This is a genomic window from Mesorhizobium sp. (genome assembly GCF_004962245.1).
Classification (GTDB): Bacteria; Pseudomonadota; Alphaproteobacteria; order Rhizobiales; family Rhizobiaceae; genus Mesorhizobium.
In genome coordinates, this window is sequence record NZ_SUHQ01000007.1 from 209,521 (window position 1) to 230,274 (window position 20,754).

Here is a 20,754-nt window from a genome sequence, read left to right on the forward strand (position 1 = left end):
GAAGGAAGAAAAATGCGTGTCTATTACGATCGCGACGCCGATCTCAACCTGATCAAGGGCAAGAAGGTCGCCATCATCGGCTATGGCAGCCAAGGCAGGGCGCATGCGCTCAACCTCAAGGATTCCGGCGTCAAGGACATCGCCATCGGCCTCAAGGCCGGCTCGGCGACAGCCAAGAAGGTCGAGGCCGACGGGCTCAAGGTGATGAGCGTGGCGGAGACCGCCAAATGGGCCGACCTGATGATGATGGCGACGCCCGACGAACTGCAGGCCGACATCTACAAATCCGAGATCGCACCGAACATCCGCGATGGCGCGGCGATCGCCTTCGCCCACGGCCTCAACGTGCACTTTGGCCTGATCGAGCCGAAGGCCTCGGTCGACGTCGTCATGATCGCGCCGAAGGGGCCCGGCCACACGGTGCGTGGCGAATACCAGAAGGGCGGCGGCGTGCCGTGCCTGGTCGCCGTCAACCAGGACGCTTCGGGCAATGCGCTCGATCTGGCCCTGTCCTATGCCTGCGGCGTCGGCGGCGGCCGGTCCGGCATCATCGAGACCAATTTCCGCGAGGAATGCGAGACCGATCTGTTCGGCGAGCAGGTGGTGCTGTGCGGCGGCCTGGTCGAACTCATCCGCGCCGGTTTCGAGACGCTGGTGGAAGCCGGCTACGCTCCGGAAATGGCCTATTTCGAGTGCCTGCACGAGGTCAAGCTGATCGTCGACCTGATCTATGAGGGCGGTATCGCCAACATGAACTACTCGATCTCGAACACCGCCGAATGGGGCGAGTATGTTTCGGGTCCGCGCATCATCACCGCCGACACCAAGGCCGAGATGAAGCGCGTGCTGAAGGACATCCAGACCGGCAAGTTCACCTCGGAGTGGATGCAGGAGTACCGCGCCGGCATGTCGCGCTTCAAGGGCATCCGCCGCATCAACGACAGCCACCAGATCGAGGAAGTCGGCACCAAACTGCGCGCGATGATGCCGTGGATTTCGAAGAACAAGCTGGTCGACAAGGCCAAGAACTGATTGAACTCCACGGTCATTTCCTTGCGCGTCCTCAGGCTTTGCCCTGCGGGCGCGCGGAGATTTCGAAGAACAAGCTGGTCGACAAGGCCAAGGACTAAGGAAGCGCGCACCAATTCTGCCCTGCCGGCCATCTGATGCAGGTTTCCGCGCTTCCGGTGCTCACGAACTTTGTGTTCGCTCCGCTCAGGGTCTTGAAACCTGTGCCACCTGACCCGGCAGGGCGAATTCGCATCGGACTTTCCCGTGTCGAAACATCAAACCGGTGGGCGACCCGCTGGCGCCAACACTGTGTTCAGCCGTAGTGCCAGTGGGGCTTCCGTTCCGTACCGGTGAACATCACGCCGATGCGGTCTTCGCGGCGCCAGCGGACCACTGCCTTGTAGGCGATGCCGTCGGTCGGCACATAGAGCAGGAACTCGTCGGGCACGCGTGCGTCGATCGAGACCCTCAGTTCGGCGCCGCCGTCATGCATGTTGCGCACCGTGCATGTGACCTCGGAATGGGTCATGCCGGTCAGGATCGTCGCGCCCTTGAAGACGCGCTGCCTGCGTTTGCTCCTGTTTTCCTCTTCAGTCATCGCGCACAATTCCCGGGCGATCGTCGCATATCAGGTCGTATTGGCAAGATGATTAGGCCTGCCTGATAAACATAGCGTTATCATCGGCGGCGACGAAAACAATTTCCGCAGGCCCGGCCGAACGGGAAACGGCGCCGCGAGAGGCGGCGCCGTCTGGAATGCATCAGTCGATCAGCTATAGGGCGACCAGCACTGCCGGCGCGGACCGCCATAGGGTTGGAACGTGTTGTCCCAGGCGCGATATGACCGGTAGCGGTCGTAGCACCAGCGGACATGGGCGCTGGAAAGCCTTTGCGTCCGATAATGACGCCGAGGCTCATAGTAGCTCGGCCCGTCATAATAGTTGTAGGCCGGCAGCCCGAGGCCCAGACCGAAATAGATCGCGGAATCACTGTAGTGACGGCGATGATGACGATGGTGGCGCCGCCAGCGCCAATAGTCGTTGTCGTCACGCCATCTCCAGGCTTCGTGGCGACCGCGCCACCTCCAACTATCATTGCCATGCCGCCACTGCCGGGCACCGTGCCGACTGCGCCAGCGCCAATCGCTATACACCCGCCTGTCGTTGCCGCCGGCCCAACTTTCGCGGACCGGCACGATCTCGGGCGCCACGGCGTTGACCGGGACCGGCAAGACGGGTTTGGCGATCGGTCCGGCAAGCGAGGGAGCCGAGAGACCGGCCAGAAGGCCCAGCGCCAGCAGCCCGGACCTGACGGAAAAAGAAAAGAGCGGTTTCATTGCACTCTCCAAGAGATTTCAGGCCCCACGCCCGGAGCACCCCGAGGAAGAACGCCATTCATGGAACTTCCCGCCTGAACGGAGGATGAACGAAAGGTTTTGTCAACCATAGCGGGCAAGGGGCAGGGCCTTGTTTTCGGGCGCGCTTGCGGGCAAAGGTCACGGCTATGTCGCTGCGCCTCGCCACGTTCAATGTCGAAAACCTGATGAACAGGTTCGATTTTTCCGGATATCGCAATCAACTCAACGAAGATCGCACGCTGACGCTCTTCGATATCCGGAGCGAGGCCGAATACAAGATGCTGGAGCAGGCGCGGGCGATCGCGCAATCCGACGATACGCGGCAACTGACGGCACTGGCGATCGCGGCCACCCGCGCCGATATCATCTGCATGCAGGAGGTCGACAATATCGAGGCGCTGAAGGCCTTCGAATACGGTTACCTGTTCAAGATGATAGGGCATGGCTACCGGCAGAAATACACCACTGCCGGCAATGATTCGCGCGGCATCGACGTCGCCGTGATGATGCGCGATGAGACCGCGCATGGCCAGCCGATCGAATTCGTGCGCATGACCAGCCATGCCCATGTCACCTTCGAGCAGTTCGGCCTGCACACGCCGGAACTGGCAGCACTTGGGCAGCAAGCCAACGAGCGCATCTTCCGGCGCGACTGCCTGGAGGTCGACCTGACCGTGGGCGGCGTGCCGCTGACGCTCTATCTGGTGCATTTCAAGTCGATGGGGCCGCCCCGCAACGGCCTCGACGGACGCGAGGCGACGATGCCGGTCCGCATTGCCGAGGCGCAGGCGGTGCGACGGATCATCGAGGAGCGCTTCGGCAAGGATCACGCCGCCGACAAGCGCTGGGCGATCTGCGGCGACATGAACGATTACCGGCAGCGCGTGACGATCGCTGGCGACGCCTTTGACGGTTACCGCTTCGAGGTGGTCGACGAGAGCCAGTCCTGCCTCAACGTGCTCACCGCCGGCGGTTTTTGCGAAAACGTGGTCGAGCGGCGTCCGGAGATGGACCGCTGGACCTTATACCACACGCGCGGGCCGCAAGAGCGGCATCTCTGCCAGCTCGACTACATCCTGTTGTCGAGGGCGCTGGCAGCCAGGAACGCAACGACCGTTCCCGATATCATCCGCAACGGCCAGCCCTGGCGCACCATATTTCCGATGGGCCAGGAGGTGGACCGCTTTCCGCGTGCCGGCTGGGACCGACCGAAAGCGTCCGACCATTGCCCGGTGGCGATCACCCTGGACATGGCATGAGGCGCAGGTGAGCTTCGACCTGCCGCGCAACATCATCCTGCCGGTCGACGCCGTCGACGTCAGGCTCGACCCCGGCCCGCATCCGTTCGAACGCGACAATGCGCAGGCGATCGCCGAGAATTGGGATCGTGAGATCGCGGCCAACCCGGCGCTGTTCGACGGCACCGTGGTCCTGCTTTCCGCGCTCAGCTATCGCGACAACAGCCTTGTAGGCCGCTGCCACGCGGTGCGCTACTCGACCTTCATGCTTTGGCGCGGCAATCGACAGGTGGCTGGCGCCGAGCACGCCTATGCCCATGCCGTGCTGGTCGCTGGCGACAATGCGCTGGTGGCGATCCGCATGGCGTCGCACACGGTCAATGCCGGTCGCGTCTACTTCGCCGCCGGCTCGTTCGAGCCAACCGATTTCCGCGACGGCCTTGTCGATGTCGACTTCAACATGATCCGCGAGGTGCGGGAAGAAACCGGCCTCGACCTTGCCGGCGCGACACGCGGCAGGCGCTGCTATGCGCTGTCGACGGCAAGCGGCACGGTGATCTTTCGCCGTTATCGCGAGACGGCATCCGCTGACGAGATCGCGCAGCGCATCAGCGCTTTTGTCGCGACCGAGACAGAGCCGGAAATCGAAGGGCCTGTCATCATCCGCGATGCCGATAACCTGCCGGACGGGCTGATGCCGCACATGAAGCCACTGATCGAGTGGCATTTTGCCGGCAAGGGCTAACGACGCGTCTTGTCTTCGAGCGCCTTGCGATCATTGCGGGCGGCGACGAAAAACAGAATGACGCCGACACCCAGCAGCGCACCCATCGCCGTTCCCATCGTCCGACCGACAACCTGCTGGAAATCGGCGGTGACATGATCGGGATTGGCCATGCCAGAGCTGGCCAAATACCACCACAGCCCTGCTAGTGCGGCCTCAAGGATCACCGTCACCAAAATCACTCGCTCTCTCTTGCTCATCCCACCATTCCCCTTATCCCCAAGGCGATTCTATCACCACAGACTGTGCCGCGACAGGGGCAGGCAGGGCGGCGTCAAATTTCGGGGTTCTGGCGGCGGCGCACCGCTCTATTCGTGCCTCAGCGCGTCGATCGGATCGAGCCGTGCGCCGCGCAGGGCTGGGAAGAAACCGAACACCATGCCGATCAGCGCGGAAAAGCCGACCGCGAGCAGGATGACCGCCGGGCTGGGGGCGAAAGGAATGGCCAGCGTCAACGAGGCGAGACCAGCCAGCGCCAGGCCGATCAGGATGCCGACGATGCCGCCGAGCAGCGACAGCACGGTCGCTTCGACCAGGAACTGGATGAGGATGTGTTTTTCATGCGCACCGATGGCCAGCCGGATCCCGATCTCACGGGTGCGTTCGGTGACCGATACCAGCATGATGTTCATGATGCCGATGCCGCCGACGAGCAGGCTGACGCCGGCGACCGCGCCCAGCATGCCGGTCATTGTCGTGGTGGCGCTGGCCATGGCATCGGCGATCTGGGTCATGTCGCGTATCGAGAAATCGTCCTCGCGGTCGGGCGTGATGCGGCGTGTGTCGCGCAAAATGTCCTCGACGCGTGGCAATAGCTCGGTGGTCGGCGTCCTGTCATCGGCGGCGACGTAGATCGAGTCGATATCGCGGTTGCCGGCGATGCGGCGCTGGTAGGCGGCGAGCGGCATCAGCACGACATTGTCCTGGTCCTGACCGAAGCCGGTATAGCCCTTCGGCTCGAGCAGGCCGATGATCTTGCACGAAGTGCGATTGACGCGGATGATCTCGCCTTCGGGGTCGCCGGCGCCGAAGAACTGCTGGCGGACCGTCTCGCCGATCAGGCAGACCCCGGTGCCCGAGCGGGTCTCCGAATCGCTGAACGGCCGGCCTGAGACGAGTTTCCAGTCGCGCGCATCGAGATAGGCGCTGTCGGTGCCAGTGACGCCCGATGTCAGGCTTTCGGTGCCAAAGATGACGCGCACCTGCTTTTGCGAGGCGGGCGAGATGGCGCGGACGCCGCTCAGGTGTGCAACGAGCGCGGCAAGTTCCTTGCTGCCGAGCGGACGGGTGGCCTGGTCAAGCCCGCCTGGCCCGCCGGGACCGGCAGGGCGCCCAGAACGGACAACGAGCAGATTGCTGCCAAGCTTGGAGATATCGGCCTTGACCTTTTCGGTGGTGCCCGAGCCGATGGTGAGCATGGCGATGACCGCGGCGACGCCGATGACGATGCCAAGCAGCGTCAGAAACGAGCGCAGCACGTTGCGGCGCACCGAAAGCAGCGAGAGGCGGACGGTTTCCCAGACCATGGCTAAGCCATCTCAAGGTTTATGGTGTCGGAGGCGACGTGGCCGTCGAGGAAGCGGATTGTGCGCTCGGCATAGCTGGCGACATCGGCCTCGTGCGTGACCATGGCGATGGTGAGGCCAAGCTCGGTATTCAGCCGCGTCAGGAGTTCCATGATCTCGTGCGTGCGTGCGGTATCGAGGTTGCCGGTCGGCTCGTCGGCGACGAGCAGGGTCGGCCTGGTGACGATGGCGCGTGCGATCGCCACGCGCTGCTGCTGGCCGCCGGAGAGTTCGGCCGGCGTGTGGTGCTCGCGGCCGACAAGGCCGACTTCGGCCAGCGCCTTCATGGCAAGGTCGTGGCGGTCACGGGCGGCGACGCCGCGATAGATCAGCGGCAGTTCGACATTTTCCACCGCCGTGGTGCGCGGCAGGAGATTGTAGCCCTGGAAGACGAAGCCAACATAGAGATTGCGCAGCATCGCGCGGCGGTTGCGGTCGAGACGGCCGGCGTCGATGCCCATGAAACTGTAGGTTCCGGCCGTCGGCGTGTCGAGGCAGCCGATGATGTTCATCGCCGTCGACTTGCCTGAACCCGAAGGACCCATGATGGCAACGAACTCACCGCGGCGGATGGCAAGATCGACGCCGGCCAGCGCATGGACCTTGGCTTCGCCCTGGCCATAGCTTCTCCAGACCTTGTCGAAGGAGATGAGCACGGAGCCCGACATGACGTCAGCCCCGCTGCTGCGACGCGGTGATGACTAGTGCGCCTTCGTCGAGGCCCGAAATGATCTCGGTCAGTTCGCCGTCGGTCGAGCCGGCCTTGACGTTGACCGGCCGCGGCCGCCCGTTCTCCAGCACGTATAGCGTGCGCGAGCCGTCGGTGGGCTGCGCCGTTGCCGCCTGGCGCTGGCGGTTGCCGCCTGGGCGGCCCATACGGCCCGTGAACAGGTCGCTCAGGCTCCAGGCACGGGCGGTTGTTTGCGCCGGCCGATAGCGGAAGGCAGTGGCAGGCACGGTGAGCACGCCCTTGGCCTCTCTGGTGACGACCGAAACGGTGGCGGTCATGCCGGGCCGCAACAGAAGCTCGTTGTTGTCGACATCGAACCGCGCGTCGTAGGTGACGACGCCGTCGGTGGTGACCGAAGCATAGGAAATGTCGCGGATCTCGGCATCGAACGGCCGTTCCGGGAAAGCGTCGACGGTGAAGCGCGCATGCTGGCCGGGCTTGACGGCGCCGATGTCGGCCTCATCGACCGCCGCCTTCAATTCCATGTTCTTCAGGTCGGCGGCGATGACGAACAGCACCGGCGCCTGCAGCGAGGAGGCAACCGTCTGGCCGGGATCGACCGAGCGCGTCAGGACGATGCCGTCGATGGGCGCATAGATGGTGCTCTTGGCCAAGTCCGTCTGCTGCGCCTTGAGATCGGCATTGGCGATGGCAAGACTGGCCCTGGCGCTGTCGAGTGCCGCCTTGGAGCGGTCACGGGTAGCGGTCGCCGCCTCAAGCGACTGGTCCGTCGCCATGCCGCGCTTGGTGAGTGCCACCGCCCGCACAAGCGCCCTTTCATTTTCGGTGAGGGTTACGGTGGCATCCTCGACATTGGCGGCAGCTGCCTTGGCGGAGGCCTCGGCGCGCTCGATCTGCACCTCCAGCTTGGCCGTGTCGAGCGCCGCCAGCACATCGCCCTTCTTCACCTGCTGGTTCTCGTTGACCGAGACGGAGCGCACGACGCCGGACAGTTCGCTGGAAATGTCGACCTGGGTGAGCGGCTGCAGCGTGCCGGTGGCCGATACCGCGACCGTGAGGTCGGCAACAGCGGCCGGCACCGTGGTGTAATCTAATTTGGCGGGAGACGCGGCATACCATTGATAGCCGGCAAGGCTCGCAACGACGACAATCAATGCAAGCAGGCCATAGAGCCAGCCGCGACGCCGTTTCTTCTTCAGACCCTGGTGGTCAAGCCCGAGCGCCGTCTCGATGGCGGGAGTGGATTCCGTCGTTGGCAGATTGACAATTTGGTCCACGCCGGACCCCTATAATATCGGTGATGTCCCAATCTGTGCACAGATCAGGCCTAATGGTTCAAATATCAAATTAAATTTCGCTCATGTTGGGATTGAGGCAGAGGGCTTTCTACAATGCTGACCCGGACTTACTTACTTTACGACGTGTTCACGACCGAGCGGCTGGCCGGCAATCCGCTGGCCGTTGTGCTTGACGGCAAGGGGCTGGACACGGCCGCGATGCAGGCCGTCGCACGCGAGTTCAACCTGTCGGAAATCGTGTTCGTGCTGCCGCCTGACAATCCCAAGCACCGCGCCCGAATCCGCATCTTCACGCCCGATTACGAGATGCCGTTCGCCGGCCACCCGACCATAGGGACCGCGATCGCGTTTGCCGAAATGGCTGGGGATGGCGACACCGCCGGCATCTTCGTCCTGGAGGAGAATATCGGCCCGGTGCGCTGCGCCGTCAGCAAGCGCGATGGCGCCACCTTCGCCGAGTTCGACCTGGCCAAGCTGCCGGAACCACTGGAACTCGTCGCCGACCCGGAGGCGATTGGCGCGGCGCTTGGCCTGGGGCCGCACGAAATCGGCTTCGAGAATCACCGCGTCTCGTTCTGGTCGGCCGGCGTGCCCTATGTGACCATTCCGGTCGCCGATCTGGAGGCGGCCGCCCGGATAAGGCTGGACAACCAGGCATGGTCGGAATTGGCACCCCGCAAGAACGAATGGGCGTTTGCCAGCCCGTATGTCTACTGCCGCGAGACGGTGAACCACGACAGCGCCTTCCATGTCCGCATGATCGTGCCGGGCAGTCCTTCCTATGAAGATCCGGCGACCGGTTCGGCGGCGGCCGCCTTCGCCGGCGCGATCATGCATTTCGATGGCCCGACGGACGGTGTTTCGCAGCTTTGGATCGAGCAAGGGCTGGAGATGGGCCGGCCTTCGCGCATTCGTCTCGAACTGAATGTCGAAGGCGGCAAACTGGCCGCCGCCCGCATCGGCGGCCATGCCGTCAAGGTGGCGGAAGGCCGGTTGTTCGTCTGAGCGCGATTGGCTCAAGCCGATTTGTCGGGAAATGAATCCAGCAGGGCTGGACATGGCGGATGGCGGCGGCTATATGCCCGCCGACGCTGGTTTTACCGGCGAGTGGGTGCGTAGCTCAGTTGGTAGAGCAGCTGACTCTTAATCAGCGGGTCACAGGTTCGATCCCTGTCGCACCCACCAAAGATTTCAAAGACTTAGGTGGATAGGCCCTGAAACAGGCGAGAACGTGAGGCGTGGAATTCGCGCCTAACGCCTCACGTGGGACTTTGCCTGTTCACGGCGCGTTCTTACGGCGGATGCGCATGTCGGATCCGGTATGAGTTTGCGAGCCCTCACTTCTCCGACACGCCGGCCTCAGCAAAACTTGCCATGCGGGCATGGCATTCGAGTGCCGAGCGGATGATGTTGACGGCGAGGCAGGCGCCGGAGCCTTCGCCGAGCCGCATGCCGAGATCGAGCAGCGGCGGCAGGCCGAGTGCTTCGAGCAGGCGGCGGTGGCCGGATTCGGCGGAGACATGAGCGGCCAGCGTGTGGGCGAGACCGGCGGGGTGCAGTCTTGCCAGGGGTGCGGCGGCGGCGGTGCAGACGAAGCCGTCGAGCAGCACGGGTACGCCCAAGTGACGCGCGGCCAGCGTCGCACCGAAAATGGCGGCGAGTTCGCGCCCGCCAAGGGCTGCCGCGATCTCCAGCGGGTCGGCAAGGGCCTCGGCGTGGCGCTTGAGGCCGGCCTCGATGGCGGTGATCTTGCGCACAAGGCCGGCATCGTCGACGCCGGTGCCGCGCCCGGTCCATTTTTCCGCGCCGCCGCCGAACAAGGCGGCCGAAATGGCTGCCGCCGGCGTGGTGTTACCGATGCCCATTTCACCGAAACAGACGAGGTCGAGGTCTTTCGTCACCGCACCGTAGCCGGCCGAGACGGCGGCGAGGAAGGCTTCGTCGTCCATCGCCGGCATTTGCGTGAAATCGCCGGTCGGACGGTCGAGGTCGAGCGGGATGACGTCGAGTTCGGCGCCGGCAATGCGGGCGAGCTGGTTGATGGCGGCACCGCCGCCGGCGAAGTTTGCCACCATCTGCACGGTGACCTCCGACGGGAAGGCCGACACGCCTTGCGCAGTGACGCCGTGGTTGCCGGCGAAGACGAAGACTTTGACGCGATCGAGCTTCGGCATGTCGCGGCCCTGCCAGCGGGCAAGCCATGCGGCTATTGCTTCCAGCCGGCCGAGACTGCCTTGCGGCTTGGTCAGCGTGTCCTGGCGGCGGGCGACGGCATTGGCCGCGGCGTCGCTGCCGGCGGGTAGATCAAGGCAGGCGGCGCGCAGTTCATCAAGCGATTTGAAAGACATGGGGGCAAAATCTCCGAAACAGAGTCAAGGAATGGAAACGGAAGCGACGAGCAGGATTGCGATCTCGCCAAATTGCTGCAGCGCGCCGACCGTGTCGCCGGTCTGGCCGCCGATCTGGTTGAGGCACAGAGCGCGGAAGGCGATAAACACAAGGCCGAGCAGGATGAGCGCGAAAACGGCGCCGCCGAGACCTAGCGCCAGCAGCGCGATGGCGCCGAGTACGACGCCGGCAATGGCGGTTTCGGCCGACACGGTGCCTGCATCGGCCGAGAGGCCGTCGGCGCGAGCCGGCGGCAACAGATGCATGAAAGCGCCGAGCAGGGCGCGCGAGGCGGCTTGTGCGGCAATCAGAGCCCAGAAAACTTGCACCGGGCCGGCGAATTCCGAAAGCACGCTCCAGCGGATTAGCAGCGAAATACCGAGCGCGCAGGCGCCATAGGTGCCGATGCGGCTGTCGCGCATGATTTCGAGCTTTCTGTCGCGCGTCTTGCCGCCGCCAAAGCCGTCGGCGACATCCGAAAGCCCGTCTTCATGCAGGCAGCCGGTGGCGAGCAAGGTTGCGGCAAGGGCAAGAGCCGCTGCCGGACCGGCGGCGAGGCCCAGCCATATGCCGACAGCGTAGGCAAGCGTGCCGACGACCGCGATGGCGAGACCGGCGACGGGCGCTGCCCAGATCGCACCGGCAAGGCTTCGGTCCCGAAAATCGAGGACCGGCAACGGCAATCGCGTGAAGAAGACGAGGCAAAGCGCGATATCGTCGAGCGCTTGCCGGGGCGAGGAGATCGTGTTCTGGAGTTTGAGCATGATCTATTCCGAAAACCGGTTCCCACTTTTCGCTGACGCGGTCCTTCGGTTCAGGATCATGCTCTCGCCCCTCGCAATGGCATGAAAGAACGTGCCGCTGACGCAGCCGCGCCGGTAGCCGGTGGCGCCGAGCGGATTGCCTTGCCCGTCGGCGAGGTCGGCCAGCGGTTCGTCATTGCCGGCCGCAATCATCTGCGCATAGTGGAATTCATGACCGCGGATCAGCGTGCCTTGGAGGCCCAATGGGCAAGCGGCGCGCAGCCGCGCCTCGCGGTAGCCGAGGTTCATCTTTCGCTTAGCAAAGCTGGTCGAATGACCGAGCAGGCCGAGCATCCTGTGCGTCTCACCCGATGCGTCCTCCAGCGCTTCGCCGAGCACCATGAAGCCACCGCACTCGCCGTGCACCGGCCGCGTCTCGGCGAATTTTGTCACGCCCGCCCTGAAGTTCGCAGCAGCAGCCAGGCGGCCGGCGTGAAGCTCGGGATAGCCGCCGGGCAGCCAGCAAACGTCGCAATTCTCGGCGGGCGCTTCGTCGGCGACCGGCGAGAACGGGACGATTTCCGCACCGACCCTGCGCCAATGCGCGGCGACATGCGGATAGAGGAAGGTGAAGGCGATGTCCTCGGCCAGCGCGATGCGCTGGCCGGGCGGCGGCAGCGCGTCGTCGAAACTGCCGGGAGCAGGTTCAAATGGCGCCGCCAGCGCCATGATGGCGTCGAGGTCGAGCGAGCGCTCGACCATGTCGGCCAGCCGGTCGAGATGCGCCATCAGATTCTCATACTCGCCGGCCTGGACGAGGCCGAGATGGCGCTCCGGCAGGTTCAGCGAGGGATCGCGCAGGATAGCGCCGACAACCGGCAGGCCGAGCGCCTCGATGGCATCGCTGCAAAGCCGGCGGTGGCGCTCGCTGCCCAGCCGGTTGAGCACGACGCCGGCCATGCGCACATCCGGATCATAGGTGGCAAAGCCCTTGGCGACGGCTGCCGCCGTGGTTGACTGCCCGGAGACGTCGAGCACCAGCAGCACCGGCAGGCCGTAGAGCCGCGCGAGGTCGGCGGCCGAGCCGGAGCGGCCTGGAGCAGCGGGTATGCCATCGAACAGGCCCATGGCGCTTTCGAGGAAGATGAAATCGGCATCTTCGGTTGCGTCACCGGCAAGCGCGTTCAGCAGGGCAGGCGGCATCGCCCAGCTGTCGAGATTGACGCCGGACAAGCCCGTGGCGGCGGTGTGGAAGCCGGGGTCGATGTAGTCGGGGCCGGATTTGGCGCCGCGCACCTTCAGGCCGCGCCTAGCGAGTGCGCGCAGGATGCCGATGGTGACGCTGGTCTTGCCCGAGCCGGAGCGCGGTGCGCCGATGATGATCGCGCGGGTCATGGCTCGCCCGTCAATGCCGCGCGCATCGCGACGATGCCGCCGACGACGATCAACGCGGGCGAAGACAGCCCGGCGGCGGCCGCTTCCTCGGCGATGGTGGCGAGCGTAGCGACGACCATACGCTCTTGCGGCGTCGTTGCGGCGACGATCACCGCGGCTGGCGTCGACGGCGCCAGGCCGCCCTCGAGCAACGCTCCGGCGATCAGCGGCAGATTGGCCATGCCCATATAGACGACGACCGGCTGGCCGGTGCGGGCGATTGCCGCCCAGTCGAGATCGTCATCGGTGCCGGCGGCGTGGCCGGTGGTCAGAATCACCGCCTTGTTGATGCCACGCATGGTGGCGGGGATGCCGGCACCGGCAAGCGCGCTGAGACCCGAAGTCAGGCCGGGTAGGACGCGGAAGGGAATGTTTTCGCGCGCCAGCGCCAGCGCCTCTTCGCCGCCGCGTCCGAAAATATAGGGGTCGCCGCCTTTCAGCCTGACGACGCGGCGACCTTCCCGCGCCAGCCGGACCAGCAAAGCGGTGATGTCGTCCTGCTTCATGGACGGCTGGCCGCCGCGTTTGCCGGCATAGAACAGTTCGGCGCCCGCGGCGACGGCGACGATGTCGGACGAGACCAGCGCGTCGTAGACGAGGGCATCGCACTGCCCAAGTGCAGCCAGCACTTCCAGCGTCAGGCAGCCGGGGTCGCCGGGGCCGGCGCCGGCCAGCCAGACATGACCCGGTTCCAATTGGCGCGGCTTGAAGTTCAGCCGGGCCAGAGCCTGTTCGACCGTGATGTTTCCGCCTCTGTTTCCGGTGCCGTCGTTCACAATCCGTCCCGTCCGCGAAAACGCCGCTGGTAGTGGGCGTCGTAAAGTGAACTCTCGCCAAAACCTTCCGCCGCCAGCGAACGGCCGACGAAGATGATCGCTGTGCGCTCCATCGGATCGGCGGCCAGTTGCGCTTCGATCGTCGCCAGCGTGCCGGTCAGCACGCGCTCGTCCGGCCAGGAGGCGCGGAAGACGACCGCCACCGGGCAGTCGGCGCCATAGAACGGCGTCAATTCGGCGACGACACGGTCGATGGCATGGATGGCGAGATGGATGGCGAGCGTGGCGCCGGTGCGGCCGAAACCGGCCAGGGTTTCGCCGGGCGGCATTTTCGAGGCGCGGCCGGAAATGCGGGTCAGCACAAGGCTCTGCGCGACCTCGGGAATGGTCAGCTCGCGGCGAAGTACTGCCGCTGCCGCGGCGAAAGAGGGCACGCCCGGCGTCAGCGTGTAAGGGATGCCGTGCTTCTCCAGCCGGCGGATCTGCTCAGCGACGGCGCTCCACACCGAGAGATCACCGGAGTGCAGACGGGCGACATCGTGGCCATCGCGATGAGCATCAAGATATGCCGCCTCGATCTCGTCGAGAGACATCGGGGCCGTGTCGATCAATTTCGTGCCGGGCGCGCAGTGCTGCAACAGCTCAGGGGCGACGATCGAGCCGGCATAGAGGCAGACCGGGCAGCTTGCCAGCAGCCTGCTGCCGCGCAGTGTGATGAGGTCGGCAGCACCCGGTCCGGCGCCGATGAAGTGGACGGTCATGCCGCGTCTCCACTGATGGCGATGGCGCAGGTGACCGGGCCGAGCATGGTGCGCGGCCCGAGCAGTTTGGCGTCTTTTCCGGCGGCGGCAAGCGCTGACGCCTCGGAGACCGACGGCGTACCGGCACGCTCCTGCGACAAATCTGAGTGACTGATTGTGCGAGACGACGCGGCCTTGAGCGCCTCGTCCTCGACAACGATCACTGGCAGGGCGAGTTCGCGCCCCGCAGAGAAGATTGCCGGCTCGTCCTGCTTCAGAGAAGCTGTTGCGAGCGCCGAAAGCGCCGTCAGCGCCAGCCCATGTGCATCCAGCGCGATTTCTATCGCTGCAAGCACATCCTGCTGACTGACGCCCTTGCGGCTGCCGATGCCCGCGACCATCATGGCTTGACCCAGCTCCATTGGGTGACTGGCATAGCCGGCCGCCAGGCCTGCATCGAGCCAACCGGCGAAGCACGGGATATGGCGATGTGGGTGAGATCGCCGCCGAGCGAAGCGTGGCGCGAAAGAAGCAGCGACTCCATTTCCAGTGTCACCGCGTTGGCGACGAGCCGGCCACCGGCGGGCAGGGCATCAATGGCCGCATCCAGCACACTGAGATCGCTGCCGCCACCGCCGATGAAGATGGCATCCGGTGTCTCCAATCCGACGAGCGCCTGCGGTGCCGAACCTTCGACGACGGCAAGACCGGGCACGCCGCAGTTGGAAGCGTTGCGGCGGATGCGGGCGGCGCGGGCCGGATCGGCTTCGACGGCGATGGCGCGCATCGAGGGATGGGCCAGCATCCATTCGATCCCAATTGAGCCCGACCCGGCGCCGATATCCCACAGCAATTCGCCGCGCCTGGGGGCGAGGGCGGACAGGGTGATGGCGCGGATCTCGCGCTTGGTGATCTGGCCGTCATGCTCGAACAAATGATCGGCAAGGCCTGAAGCCAGCGGCAGGATGCGTGCCTCCGAAACGGATTCAACTTCGATTGCCAGCACGTTGAGCGGATTGATCTTTTCGAGGTCGAAGACGTCGGCCCGCGCCGGGCGCAGCCTTTCGTTCGGGCCGCCCAGCGCCTCCAGGATTGTCAGCCGCGACGCGCCGAAGCCGACTTCGGTCAGCAGGTGCGCGATCGCTGCCGGCGCGTCGCTATCCGAGGTCAGCGCAAGGATGCGGGCGCCCGGATGCAGAAGCGGCCGGATCAGGTCGAGCGAGCGGCCATGCAGCGAAAGGGTCTCGACATCCTGCAGCGCCCAGCCGAGGCGGGCGGCGGCCAGCGACATGGCCGAAGGGGCGGGGATGACGCGCATTTCTTCTATCGCAATTTTGCGGGCAAGGATGACGCCGACGCCGTGGAAGAATGGATCGCCGGAGGCCAGCACGCAGACTCGTCTGCCCGCAAGTGCCAGCACGTCGCGCATTTCTGTATCGAAAGGGGTCGGCCAGGCGCGTGCTTCGCCTTTGGCGAGTGATGCGACGAGGGCAAGGTGGCGCGTGCCGCCGAAGACGAATTCAGCCTCGGCGATCAGCCGCTTGGCCTCGTCGCCGAGACCCGCTACACCGTCCTCGCCGATGCCGATCACCGTCAGCCATTTCGACGTGCATCTGGTGCCTCGCGGACCCTCAGCAAGCATGATGACCCACCGTACTCTGATCCTCGGCGGAACCACCGAAGCCCGGCAACTGGCCGGAAAGCTGGTTGCGCGCACCGATCTCGCGGTCACGCTGTCGCTGGCCGGCCGCACCGGTAATCCCGCCGCACAAGGTGTGCCGACGCGGGTCGGAGGCTTCGGTGGTGCCGATGGGCTGGCGGCATATCTCCACGAGGCGCACGTCGACCTGCTGATCGACGCCACGCATCCCTATGCGGCGCAGATCTCCGCCAATGCGGCGGAAGCCTCGCGCAAGACTGGCGTGCCGATCTTTGCGCTCAGGCGTTCGGGCTGGGAGCCTGTCGATGGCGACCGCTGGGTCTCGGTTGATACCGTAGCCGAAGCGGTCAAGGCGCTTGGCCCTGCGCCGCGCCGCGCCTTCCTGGCGCTCGGCCGGCAGGAGGTCGCCGCTTTCGAGGCCGCACCCCAACACCATTATCTCATCCGCAGCGTCGATCCGGTCGAGCCAAAACTCGCCGTGCCCAATGCGACCTATCTCCTGGCGCGGGGGCCGTTCCGGGAAGCGGACGAACACGCGCTGCTTCAAGAGCACCGTATCGACGTCGTCGTTTCCAAAAACAGCGGTGGCGAGGCGACCTACGCCAAGATCGCCGCGGCACGGGCGCTCGGTATCGAGGTGGTCATGATCCGCAGGCCGGTGCTGCCGAACGTTGCGTCGGCTGAGACCGTCGAATCCCTCGCCGCGATGGTCGATCATTTTCTCAAGCCTGCTGCGGAACGCGGCGTGTAGACCAGCGCCGGTTTTTCACCGCGCTTGATGATCCTGGTTTCCGGCGACCCGATGATGATGCAGGTCGCCATGTCGGCCTTTTGCGCGTCAGCGTCGGCCAGCAAATAGACGTCGATGCGCTCGTCGGGACGGCCGGCGGCGCGGCCGAAGACGACAGGCGTGGTACCGGGCAGGATCGCCGCCAGGCATTCGAAGGCGCGGCCAAGCTGCCAGGGGCGTGCCTTGCTGATCGGATTGTAGAGCGCGATGACGAAACCGGCGCCTGCGGCGGCCAGCAGGCGCAGCTCGATCAGCTCCCACGGCTTCAGATTGTCGGACAGCGAGATAGCGCAGAAATCATGGCCGAGCGGCGCGCCGATGCGGGCAGCGACCGCGAGCATGGCGGTGATGCCGGGCAGCATCGCCACGTCGACGGAATGCCATTCGGCCGGGCCGGCCTCGATCGCCTCGCAGACGGCCGCCGCCATGGCAAAGACGCCGGGATCGCCGCCCGAGACAACGGCGACAGCATGGCCTTGCGCAGCCTTTGCCAGCGCGTCCTTGGCGCGCGACAGCTCTTCGCGATTGTCGGAAGGGACGCGGGTCTGATCGGAGCGCAGGTCGAGCCGGTCGAGATACGGCTTGTAGCCGTAGAAGAATTTTGCCTCGGCGACGGCGCGGCTCGCTTCCGGCGTCACCTGGTCGGCATTTCCTGGCCCAAGGCCGATGACGGTCAGGCGGCCACTCATGCCCCAGCCTCCACCAATGCTTCGGGACGGCCGGCCCAGCCGGCGACCAGCACGATGGCGAAGTAGGGCGCCTTGTCGTCCTTCTTGTCGGCCAGCCGCATCGAGACGCCGCCCGGCATGGTGCCGCGCTCGACATAGACGGCGCGCGCCAACTTCCCGGTCACCTCCAGTGCGCGCCTGATCTTGGGCAGGTTGCGGCCAACCTTCATGATGACGGCGGCATCGGTGTCGGCGAGCCGGCGCGTCAGCTCGAATTCGCTCATTGTGCCCGGCAACACGGTCAGCACGTCGTCGCCCTGGACGATCGGCAGACCGGTCGCCGACCAGCAGCCGGACATGGCGGTGACGCCGGGGATGACCTCGGTCGGGAAGCGGTGCGCCAACCTGACATGAAGATGCATGTAGGAGCCGTAGAAAAGCGGGTCGCCTTCCGAAAGCACTGCGACCGTCCTGCCGGCGCTAAGGTGCTCGGCGAGCTTTTCGGCCGATTCTTCGTAGAAATGCGCTATCTGCGACCGGTAATCGCTGTGATCCTTGTCGATTTCGGTGGTCACGGGGTAGAGCAGCGGCAACTCTATCAAATCAGGACGAAAATGGTCGCCGACGATGGCGCGCGCATTGCTGTTGTTGCCGCGCTTGGCGAAATGCGCGACGACGTCGGCCTCGGCCAGCGCGCGCACGGCCTTCAGCGTCAGCAGCTCGGGGTCGCCAGGACCGGTGCCGACGCCAATGAGTCTACCTTTTGCAATCGCGTTCACAGGCCCGGCCTCGCCAGTGCGTTGAGTGCTGCGGCGGTCATGGCGCTGCCGCCCAGCCTGCCGCGCACGACCGCGTAGGGCACGCCATAGGAATTATCGGCCAGCGCGTCCTTCGATTCGGCCGCACCGACGAAACCGACCGGCATGCCGATAATCGCAGCCGGTTTCGGCGCACCGTCGCGCAGCCTTTCCAGCAAATAGAAAAGTGCGGTCGGTGCATTGCCGATGGCGACGACCGAACCCGCCATGCGCTCGCCCCACAGGTCAATGGCCGCGGCCGAGCGAGTGTTGCCGATCTCCCTGGCGATTTCGGCGGTGCGCGGGTCGCGCAGCGTGCAGATCACCTCGTTGCCGGCGGGCAACCGGGCGCGGGTGACGCCATGCGACACCATCTCTGCATCGCAGAAGATCGGTGCGCCGGCCGCCAGGGCCGTGCGCGCGACGGCAACGAAATCCTCCGCGAAAACGAAGTGCCGCGCGGCCTCGACTTGGCCGCAGGCATGGATCATGCGGATGGCGACATCGGCTTCGGCATCGGAAAAGCGCGACAGGTCGGCCTCGGCACGGATGATGGCGAAGGAGCGCTCATAGATCGCCGTGCCGTCATGAATATAGTCGTACGCAATGTAGTCTTGGGCGGCCATGTTCATTCCTGTCGGTAGAGTTCGGTGACACTGGCCGCGCCAAGCCTTGCCAGGCAAGCGGCGGCGGGTTCACCGGGATGACGTGCGCGGCGGACCGCGGCTGCAATGCTGCCGATGCCGCGCGCGGCGTCATAACCCGGCCTGTATCCGGCAGGAAGCGCCTTTGCCGTCCCATCCACGACAAGTCCGGCCCCGTTTTCGCCGCCGACCACGGTCAGCGCCGTCGGGCCGGGATGCGCGCAGCCCTTGGCGCAGCCGGAAATGTGCAGCGTGAAGGAGGAATCGAGGAGGTCGCCGTTTTCTATGGCGATGGTCTCGGCGATGTCGCGCGTCACGATCCGGCCGGAGGCGCAGGCGGGCGCGCCGGGGCAAGCGGCGATCCTGGTGCGCGGATCGGCGGCGTCAGTGACGAAACCGAGGGCGGCGGCGGCTTGCTGCAGTGAGCGGCAGGCGGTCGGGGAGAGGCCGATGAAAAGCAGCGCGCGTTGTAGCGCGAGGCGGATTTCTCTGGCGCCGAGGGTGAGGGCGTGTTGCGCGAGATCGATGAGTTTTTGCGCCGGCATGCTGCCGAAGGGTAGCCCGATGCCGAGGGCGATACCGGCGGCAGCCAGATCGAAAACTCCGATGGGCTGGCGTTCTGTCGCGCCCCCCTCTGTCCTGCCGGACATCTCCCCCACAAGGGGGGAGATTGGCAGTTCCGACGCCGTCGCTCGTCCTGCGACGCTCGTAGTTGGCGAAAGCGGTGATGAGAGCTCAATCTCCCCCCTTGCGGGGGAGATGTCCGGCAGGACAGAGGGGGGTGGGACGGAGTGCCAACTGGCGAGAGATGTCAGCTGCCTTTCCGTCAAATCCCTTGCATGGGCCTCGCGGCCTTTTTCGGCGACCATCCTGAGCACCGCGACGGCGATAACGCGCGCCGCATCCTCCTCGACGGTGACAAGCGACGTCGCATTCTTCCTGTCGCCAGCGACGGCTACCAGCCACCGGACACCCGCATCGGCTCGCACGGCCATCAACCGCACATCGGCCATCACCGTATCCATGCCAAGCCGGCCGCCGCCGTCGACGATCACCGAAACCTTCGGCCCCAGCCGTTGCGTCAGCCCAGCCTCGTCGATCGCCGTGCGAATCCGCTGCGCCAGCGGACGCGGGTCGGTGACTTCCTCCGGATCGAGCCCGGCCAGCGGCCCGGTCTCGACCGGTACGCCGGTGCGTACCGCGATGCCGAGCGCATCGACCTCGACGGCTAGCAGCCGCGCGCTTGCCGATGTCAGGCCGCGTATCTGCAGGCTGCCGCGGGCGGTCACTTCCATGATGCCATTGCCATGCCGCAACGCGGATTCGCCGAGTCCGATCAAGGATTTCGGCGACAGTCCTCCAGTAATGGGATTAAGCCGCACCAGAAGTCCGTCGCCGGTCTGCATGGGTGCGCTGAGAGCAGGGCAGGCGCCGCGGCGCGAGAAGGCGTTCATGCCGCCACCCCCAGCGCTTGCGCCTCGGCAATCAATGCGGAGAGCTCGTCGTCGATGGAATTGCGCAGCGGATGCCAGAGACCGCGCCGCCGCGCCGACAATAAGCGCTCGGCGATGATCTTCGCCGCAGCCGGATTTTCGCGCAAGATGAAGGCGCGGACCACGGGATCGTCGAGATAGGCGTCGTGCACGGCTTCGATCAGCGCGCCTGATATGGCATTCGTGGTCTCGGCGAAACCAATCAGCCGGTCGACAGTCTCGGCGAATTCCGAGGCGCCGCGCGGCCCGTGGCGCATCTGACCTGATATGAAACGCGGATTGACAGCACGGGCGCGAACTACCCGAGATACGGCTTCTCCAACCGAGCGCGGCTTTGGCTTTTGCGGGTCCGTGGTGTCGAGGACGATGACGTCGGCGTTCTTGCCGAGGGCCGCAAGGGCTGCCGAAAATCCGCCGATGAAGGCGACATCGGCGGAGCCTTCCAAAATATCACGGCCAGGATCGTCTCCGGTATGGACGAGAAGGTCGGCTTCGGCAACGCGGCCCTCGAACGCGCCGGGCGCGGAAACAGCTTCGCCCCCCACACCACCATAGGCGTGCGAGGTGGCGTCGAGATAGGCGCGGCCGATCTCCTCGCGCGCGGCCCAGTCGCCGCTCGACAACAAGTCCTCGACACCGGCCCCGTAAGTGCCGGGCGAGGTGCCGAAAATGCGCGG

Annotated in this window: 23 protein-coding genes and 1 tRNA gene; 6 read left to right on the forward strand and 18 right to left on the reverse strand. The window is 65.4% G+C overall.

All coding sequences use genetic code 11. The annotated features are described in order from the left end of the window. Nucleotides 1-12 precede the first annotated feature (12 nt). The gene (ilvC, locus tag E5X88_RS10230) at nucleotides 13-1,032 is read left to right on the forward strand and encodes a ketol-acid reductoisomerase (protein ID WP_292160979.1); all 1,020 of its coding nucleotides are present in this window, start codon (nucleotides 13-15) and stop codon (nucleotides 1,030-1,032) included. 292 nt (nucleotides 1,033-1,324) lie between these two features. Here the strand turns inward: ilvC and E5X88_RS10235 are convergent, their stop codons facing one another. Both E5X88_RS10235 and E5X88_RS10240 read right to left on the reverse strand, forming a co-directional pair. Beyond that, nucleotides 1,325-1,609 carry a PilZ domain-containing protein gene (locus E5X88_RS10235; RefSeq protein WP_292160981.1) on the reverse strand — a complete coding sequence of 95 codons (285 nt, stop codon included), beginning with the start codon at nucleotides 1,607-1,609 and terminating at the stop codon, nucleotides 1,325-1,327. A 171-nt stretch (nucleotides 1,610-1,780) separates the two neighbouring features. Next, entirely contained in the window at nucleotides 1,781-2,347 is a 567-nt protein-coding gene (locus E5X88_RS10240; protein WP_292160983.1) for a BA14K family protein, read from the reverse strand. Nucleotides 2,348-2,514: 167 nt separating this feature from the next. On the opposite strand from E5X88_RS10240, the gene E5X88_RS10245 reads away from it, so the two are divergent. Next, nucleotides 2,515-3,627 carry an endonuclease/exonuclease/phosphatase family protein gene (locus E5X88_RS10245; protein ID WP_292160985.1) on the forward strand — a complete coding sequence of 371 codons (1,113 nt, stop codon included), beginning with the start codon at nucleotides 2,515-2,517 and terminating at the stop codon, nucleotides 3,625-3,627. A gap of 7 nt (nucleotides 3,628-3,634) precedes the next feature. Continuing rightward, entirely contained in the window at nucleotides 3,635-4,351 is a 717-nt protein-coding gene (locus E5X88_RS10250) for a hypothetical protein (protein ID WP_292160987.1), read from the forward strand. Here E5X88_RS10250 and E5X88_RS10255 read toward each other — a convergent pair. The 4 genes from E5X88_RS10255 to E5X88_RS10270 form a co-directional block, all read right to left on the reverse strand. After that, nucleotides 4,348-4,590, reverse strand: coding sequence for a hypothetical protein (locus tag E5X88_RS10255; protein ID WP_292160989.1), 243 nt, complete (start codon nucleotides 4,588-4,590; stop codon nucleotides 4,348-4,350). The genes E5X88_RS10250 and E5X88_RS10255 overlap by 4 nt on opposite strands. Nucleotides 4,591-4,698: 108 nt before the next feature. Next, entirely contained in the window at nucleotides 4,699-5,916 is a 1,218-nt protein-coding gene (locus E5X88_RS10260; RefSeq protein ID WP_292160991.1) for an ABC transporter permease, read from the reverse strand. A 2-nt stretch (nucleotides 5,917-5,918) separates the two neighbouring features. Beyond that, nucleotides 5,919-6,623: an ABC transporter ATP-binding protein gene (locus E5X88_RS10265; RefSeq protein ID WP_292160992.1), complete on the reverse strand. Its 705-nt coding sequence runs from the start codon at nucleotides 6,621-6,623 to the stop codon at nucleotides 5,919-5,921. 4 nt (nucleotides 6,624-6,627) lie between these two features. Then, on the reverse strand, nucleotides 6,628-7,923 hold the full coding sequence (locus E5X88_RS10270) for an efflux RND transporter periplasmic adaptor subunit (RefSeq protein ID WP_292160994.1): 1,296 nt from the start codon (nucleotides 7,921-7,923) through the stop codon (nucleotides 6,628-6,630). 114 nt (nucleotides 7,924-8,037) lie between these two features. Between E5X88_RS10270 and E5X88_RS10275 the strand changes: the two genes are divergently transcribed. After that, a complete protein-coding gene (locus E5X88_RS10275; protein ID WP_292160997.1) occupies nucleotides 8,038-8,949 on the forward strand; it encodes a PhzF family phenazine biosynthesis protein in 912 nt (303 codons plus the stop codon). Nucleotides 8,950-9,053: 104 nt separating this feature from the next. Beyond that, a tRNA-Lys gene (locus tag E5X88_RS10280) sits at nucleotides 9,054-9,129 on the forward strand. A 152-nt stretch (nucleotides 9,130-9,281) separates the two neighbouring features. On the opposite strand, the gene cobT is transcribed toward E5X88_RS10280, so the two are convergent. From cobT to cbiE, 7 genes are read right to left on the reverse strand one after another with little or no spacing between them, the layout of a single operon-like run. Continuing rightward, on the reverse strand, nucleotides 9,282-10,292 hold the full coding sequence (gene cobT, locus E5X88_RS10285) for a nicotinate-nucleotide--dimethylbenzimidazole phosphoribosyltransferase (RefSeq protein ID WP_292160999.1): 1,011 nt from the start codon (nucleotides 10,290-10,292) through the stop codon (nucleotides 9,282-9,284). 24 nt (nucleotides 10,293-10,316) lie between these two features. Beyond that, complete coding sequence (cobS, locus tag E5X88_RS10290) at nucleotides 10,317-11,096, reverse strand: adenosylcobinamide-GDP ribazoletransferase (protein WP_292161001.1); 780 nt, start codon at nucleotides 11,094-11,096, stop codon at nucleotides 10,317-10,319. 3 nt (nucleotides 11,097-11,099) lie between these two features. Beyond that, entirely contained in the window at nucleotides 11,100-12,470 is a 1,371-nt protein-coding gene (locus tag E5X88_RS10295; protein ID WP_292161003.1) for a cobyrinate a,c-diamide synthase, read from the reverse strand. Then, nucleotides 12,467-13,285: a uroporphyrinogen-III C-methyltransferase gene (gene cobA / locus E5X88_RS10300; RefSeq protein ID WP_292161005.1), complete on the reverse strand. Its 819-nt coding sequence runs from the start codon at nucleotides 13,283-13,285 to the stop codon at nucleotides 12,467-12,469. Before cobA ends, E5X88_RS10295 begins: the two co-directional genes overlap by 4 nt. Further along, nucleotides 13,282-14,046, reverse strand: a complete 765-nt coding sequence (gene cobM / locus E5X88_RS10305; RefSeq protein ID WP_292161008.1) for a precorrin-4 C(11)-methyltransferase — start codon at nucleotides 14,044-14,046, stop codon at nucleotides 13,282-13,284. The genes cobA and cobM overlap by 4 nt, the downstream gene beginning before the upstream one ends. Continuing rightward, the gene (locus E5X88_RS10310; RefSeq protein ID WP_292161010.1) at nucleotides 14,043-14,429 is read right to left on the reverse strand and encodes a cobalamin biosynthesis protein; all 387 of its coding nucleotides are present in this window, start codon (nucleotides 14,427-14,429) and stop codon (nucleotides 14,043-14,045) included. The genes cobM and E5X88_RS10310 overlap by 4 nt, the downstream gene beginning before the upstream one ends. Then, complete coding sequence (gene cbiE / locus E5X88_RS10315) at nucleotides 14,426-15,667, reverse strand: precorrin-6y C5,15-methyltransferase (decarboxylating) subunit CbiE (protein WP_292161012.1); 1,242 nt, start codon at nucleotides 15,665-15,667, stop codon at nucleotides 14,426-14,428. The genes E5X88_RS10310 and cbiE overlap by 4 nt, the downstream gene beginning before the upstream one ends. A gap of 1 nt (nucleotide 15,668) precedes the next feature. Between cbiE and E5X88_RS10320 the strand changes: the two genes are divergently transcribed. After that, a complete protein-coding gene (locus E5X88_RS10320) occupies nucleotides 15,669-16,436 on the forward strand; it encodes a cobalt-precorrin-6A reductase (RefSeq protein ID WP_292161014.1) in 768 nt (255 codons plus the stop codon). Here E5X88_RS10320 and E5X88_RS10325 read toward each other — a convergent pair. The 5 genes from E5X88_RS10325 to E5X88_RS10345 form a co-directional block, all read right to left on the reverse strand. After that, on the reverse strand, nucleotides 16,400-17,164 hold the full coding sequence (locus E5X88_RS10325) for a precorrin-3B C(17)-methyltransferase (RefSeq protein ID WP_292161016.1): 765 nt from the start codon (nucleotides 17,162-17,164) through the stop codon (nucleotides 16,400-16,402). The genes E5X88_RS10320 and E5X88_RS10325 overlap by 37 nt on opposite strands. Then, entirely contained in the window at nucleotides 17,161-17,922 is a 762-nt protein-coding gene (locus E5X88_RS10330) for a precorrin-2 C(20)-methyltransferase (RefSeq protein ID WP_292161018.1), read from the reverse strand. Before E5X88_RS10330 ends, E5X88_RS10325 begins: the two co-directional genes overlap by 4 nt. Then, nucleotides 17,919-18,572: a precorrin-8X methylmutase gene (locus E5X88_RS10335; protein ID WP_292161021.1), complete on the reverse strand. Its 654-nt coding sequence runs from the start codon at nucleotides 18,570-18,572 to the stop codon at nucleotides 17,919-17,921. Before E5X88_RS10335 ends, E5X88_RS10330 begins: the two co-directional genes overlap by 4 nt. After that, nucleotides 18,569-20,038 carry a precorrin-3B synthase gene (cobG, locus tag E5X88_RS10340; protein ID WP_292161023.1) on the reverse strand — a complete coding sequence of 490 codons (1,470 nt, stop codon included), beginning with the start codon at nucleotides 20,036-20,038 and terminating at the stop codon, nucleotides 18,569-18,571. Before cobG ends, E5X88_RS10335 begins: the two co-directional genes overlap by 4 nt. Next, nucleotides 20,035-20,754: cobaltochelatase subunit CobN (locus tag E5X88_RS10345; protein WP_292161025.1), on the reverse strand; the 720-nt coding region annotated here is incomplete at its 5' end. The genes E5X88_RS10345 and cobG, both read right to left, overlap by 4 nt.

What these genes read in the sequence shown, in the direction of transcription:
- cbiE (WP_292161012.1), bottom strand. Translation starts at nt 15,667, where the DNA reads ATGCTTGCTGAGGGTCCGCGAGGCACCAGATGCACGTCGAAATGGCTG.
- cobM (WP_292161008.1), bottom strand. Translation starts at nt 14,046, where the DNA reads ATGACCGTCCACTTCATCGGCGCCGGACCGGGTGCTGCCGACCTCATC.
- E5X88_RS10240 (WP_292160983.1), bottom strand. Translation starts at nt 2,347, where the DNA reads ATGAAACCGCTCTTTTCTTTTTCCGTCAGGTCCGGGCTGCTGGCGCTG.
- ilvC (WP_292160979.1), top strand. Translation starts at nt 13, where the DNA reads ATGCGTGTCTATTACGATCGCGACGCCGATCTCAACCTGATCAAGGGC.
- E5X88_RS10275 (WP_292160997.1), top strand. Translation starts at nt 8,038, where the DNA reads ATGCTGACCCGGACTTACTTACTTTACGACGTGTTCACGACCGAGCGG.
- E5X88_RS10235 (WP_292160981.1), bottom strand. Translation starts at nt 1,609, where the DNA reads ATGACTGAAGAGGAAAACAGGAGCAAACGCAGGCAGCGCGTCTTCAAG.
- E5X88_RS10310 (WP_292161010.1), bottom strand. Translation starts at nt 14,429, where the DNA reads ATGATGGTCGCGGGCATCGGCAGCCGCAAGGGCGTCAGTCAGCAGGAT.
- cobT (WP_292160999.1), bottom strand. Translation starts at nt 10,292, where the DNA reads ATGTCTTTCAAATCGCTTGATGAACTGCGCGCCGCCTGCCTTGATCTA.
- E5X88_RS10260 (WP_292160991.1), bottom strand. Translation starts at nt 5,916, where the DNA reads ATGGTCTGGGAAACCGTCCGCCTCTCGCTGCTTTCGGTGCGCCGCAAC.
- E5X88_RS10335 (WP_292161021.1), bottom strand. Translation starts at nt 18,572, where the DNA reads ATGAACATGGCCGCCCAAGACTACATTGCGTACGACTATATTCATGAC.
- E5X88_RS10245 (WP_292160985.1), top strand. Translation starts at nt 2,515, where the DNA reads ATGTCGCTGCGCCTCGCCACGTTCAATGTCGAAAACCTGATGAACAGG.
- E5X88_RS10295 (WP_292161003.1), bottom strand. Translation starts at nt 12,470, where the DNA reads ATGACCCGCGCGATCATCATCGGCGCACCGCGCTCCGGCTCGGGCAAG.
- E5X88_RS10255 (WP_292160989.1), bottom strand. Translation starts at nt 4,590, where the DNA reads ATGAGCAAGAGAGAGCGAGTGATTTTGGTGACGGTGATCCTTGAGGCC.
- cobG (WP_292161023.1), bottom strand. Translation starts at nt 20,038, where the DNA reads ATGAACGCCTTCTCGCGCCGCGGCGCCTGCCCTGCTCTCAGCGCACCC.
- cobS (WP_292161001.1), bottom strand. Translation starts at nt 11,096, where the DNA reads ATGCTCAAACTCCAGAACACGATCTCCTCGCCCCGGCAAGCGCTCGAC.
- E5X88_RS10320 (WP_292161014.1), top strand. Translation starts at nt 15,669, where the DNA reads ATGACCCACCGTACTCTGATCCTCGGCGGAACCACCGAAGCCCGGCAA.
- E5X88_RS10325 (WP_292161016.1), bottom strand. Translation starts at nt 17,164, where the DNA reads ATGAGTGGCCGCCTGACCGTCATCGGCCTTGGGCCAGGAAATGCCGAC.
- E5X88_RS10265 (WP_292160992.1), bottom strand. Translation starts at nt 6,623, where the DNA reads ATGTCGGGCTCCGTGCTCATCTCCTTCGACAAGGTCTGGAGAAGCTAT.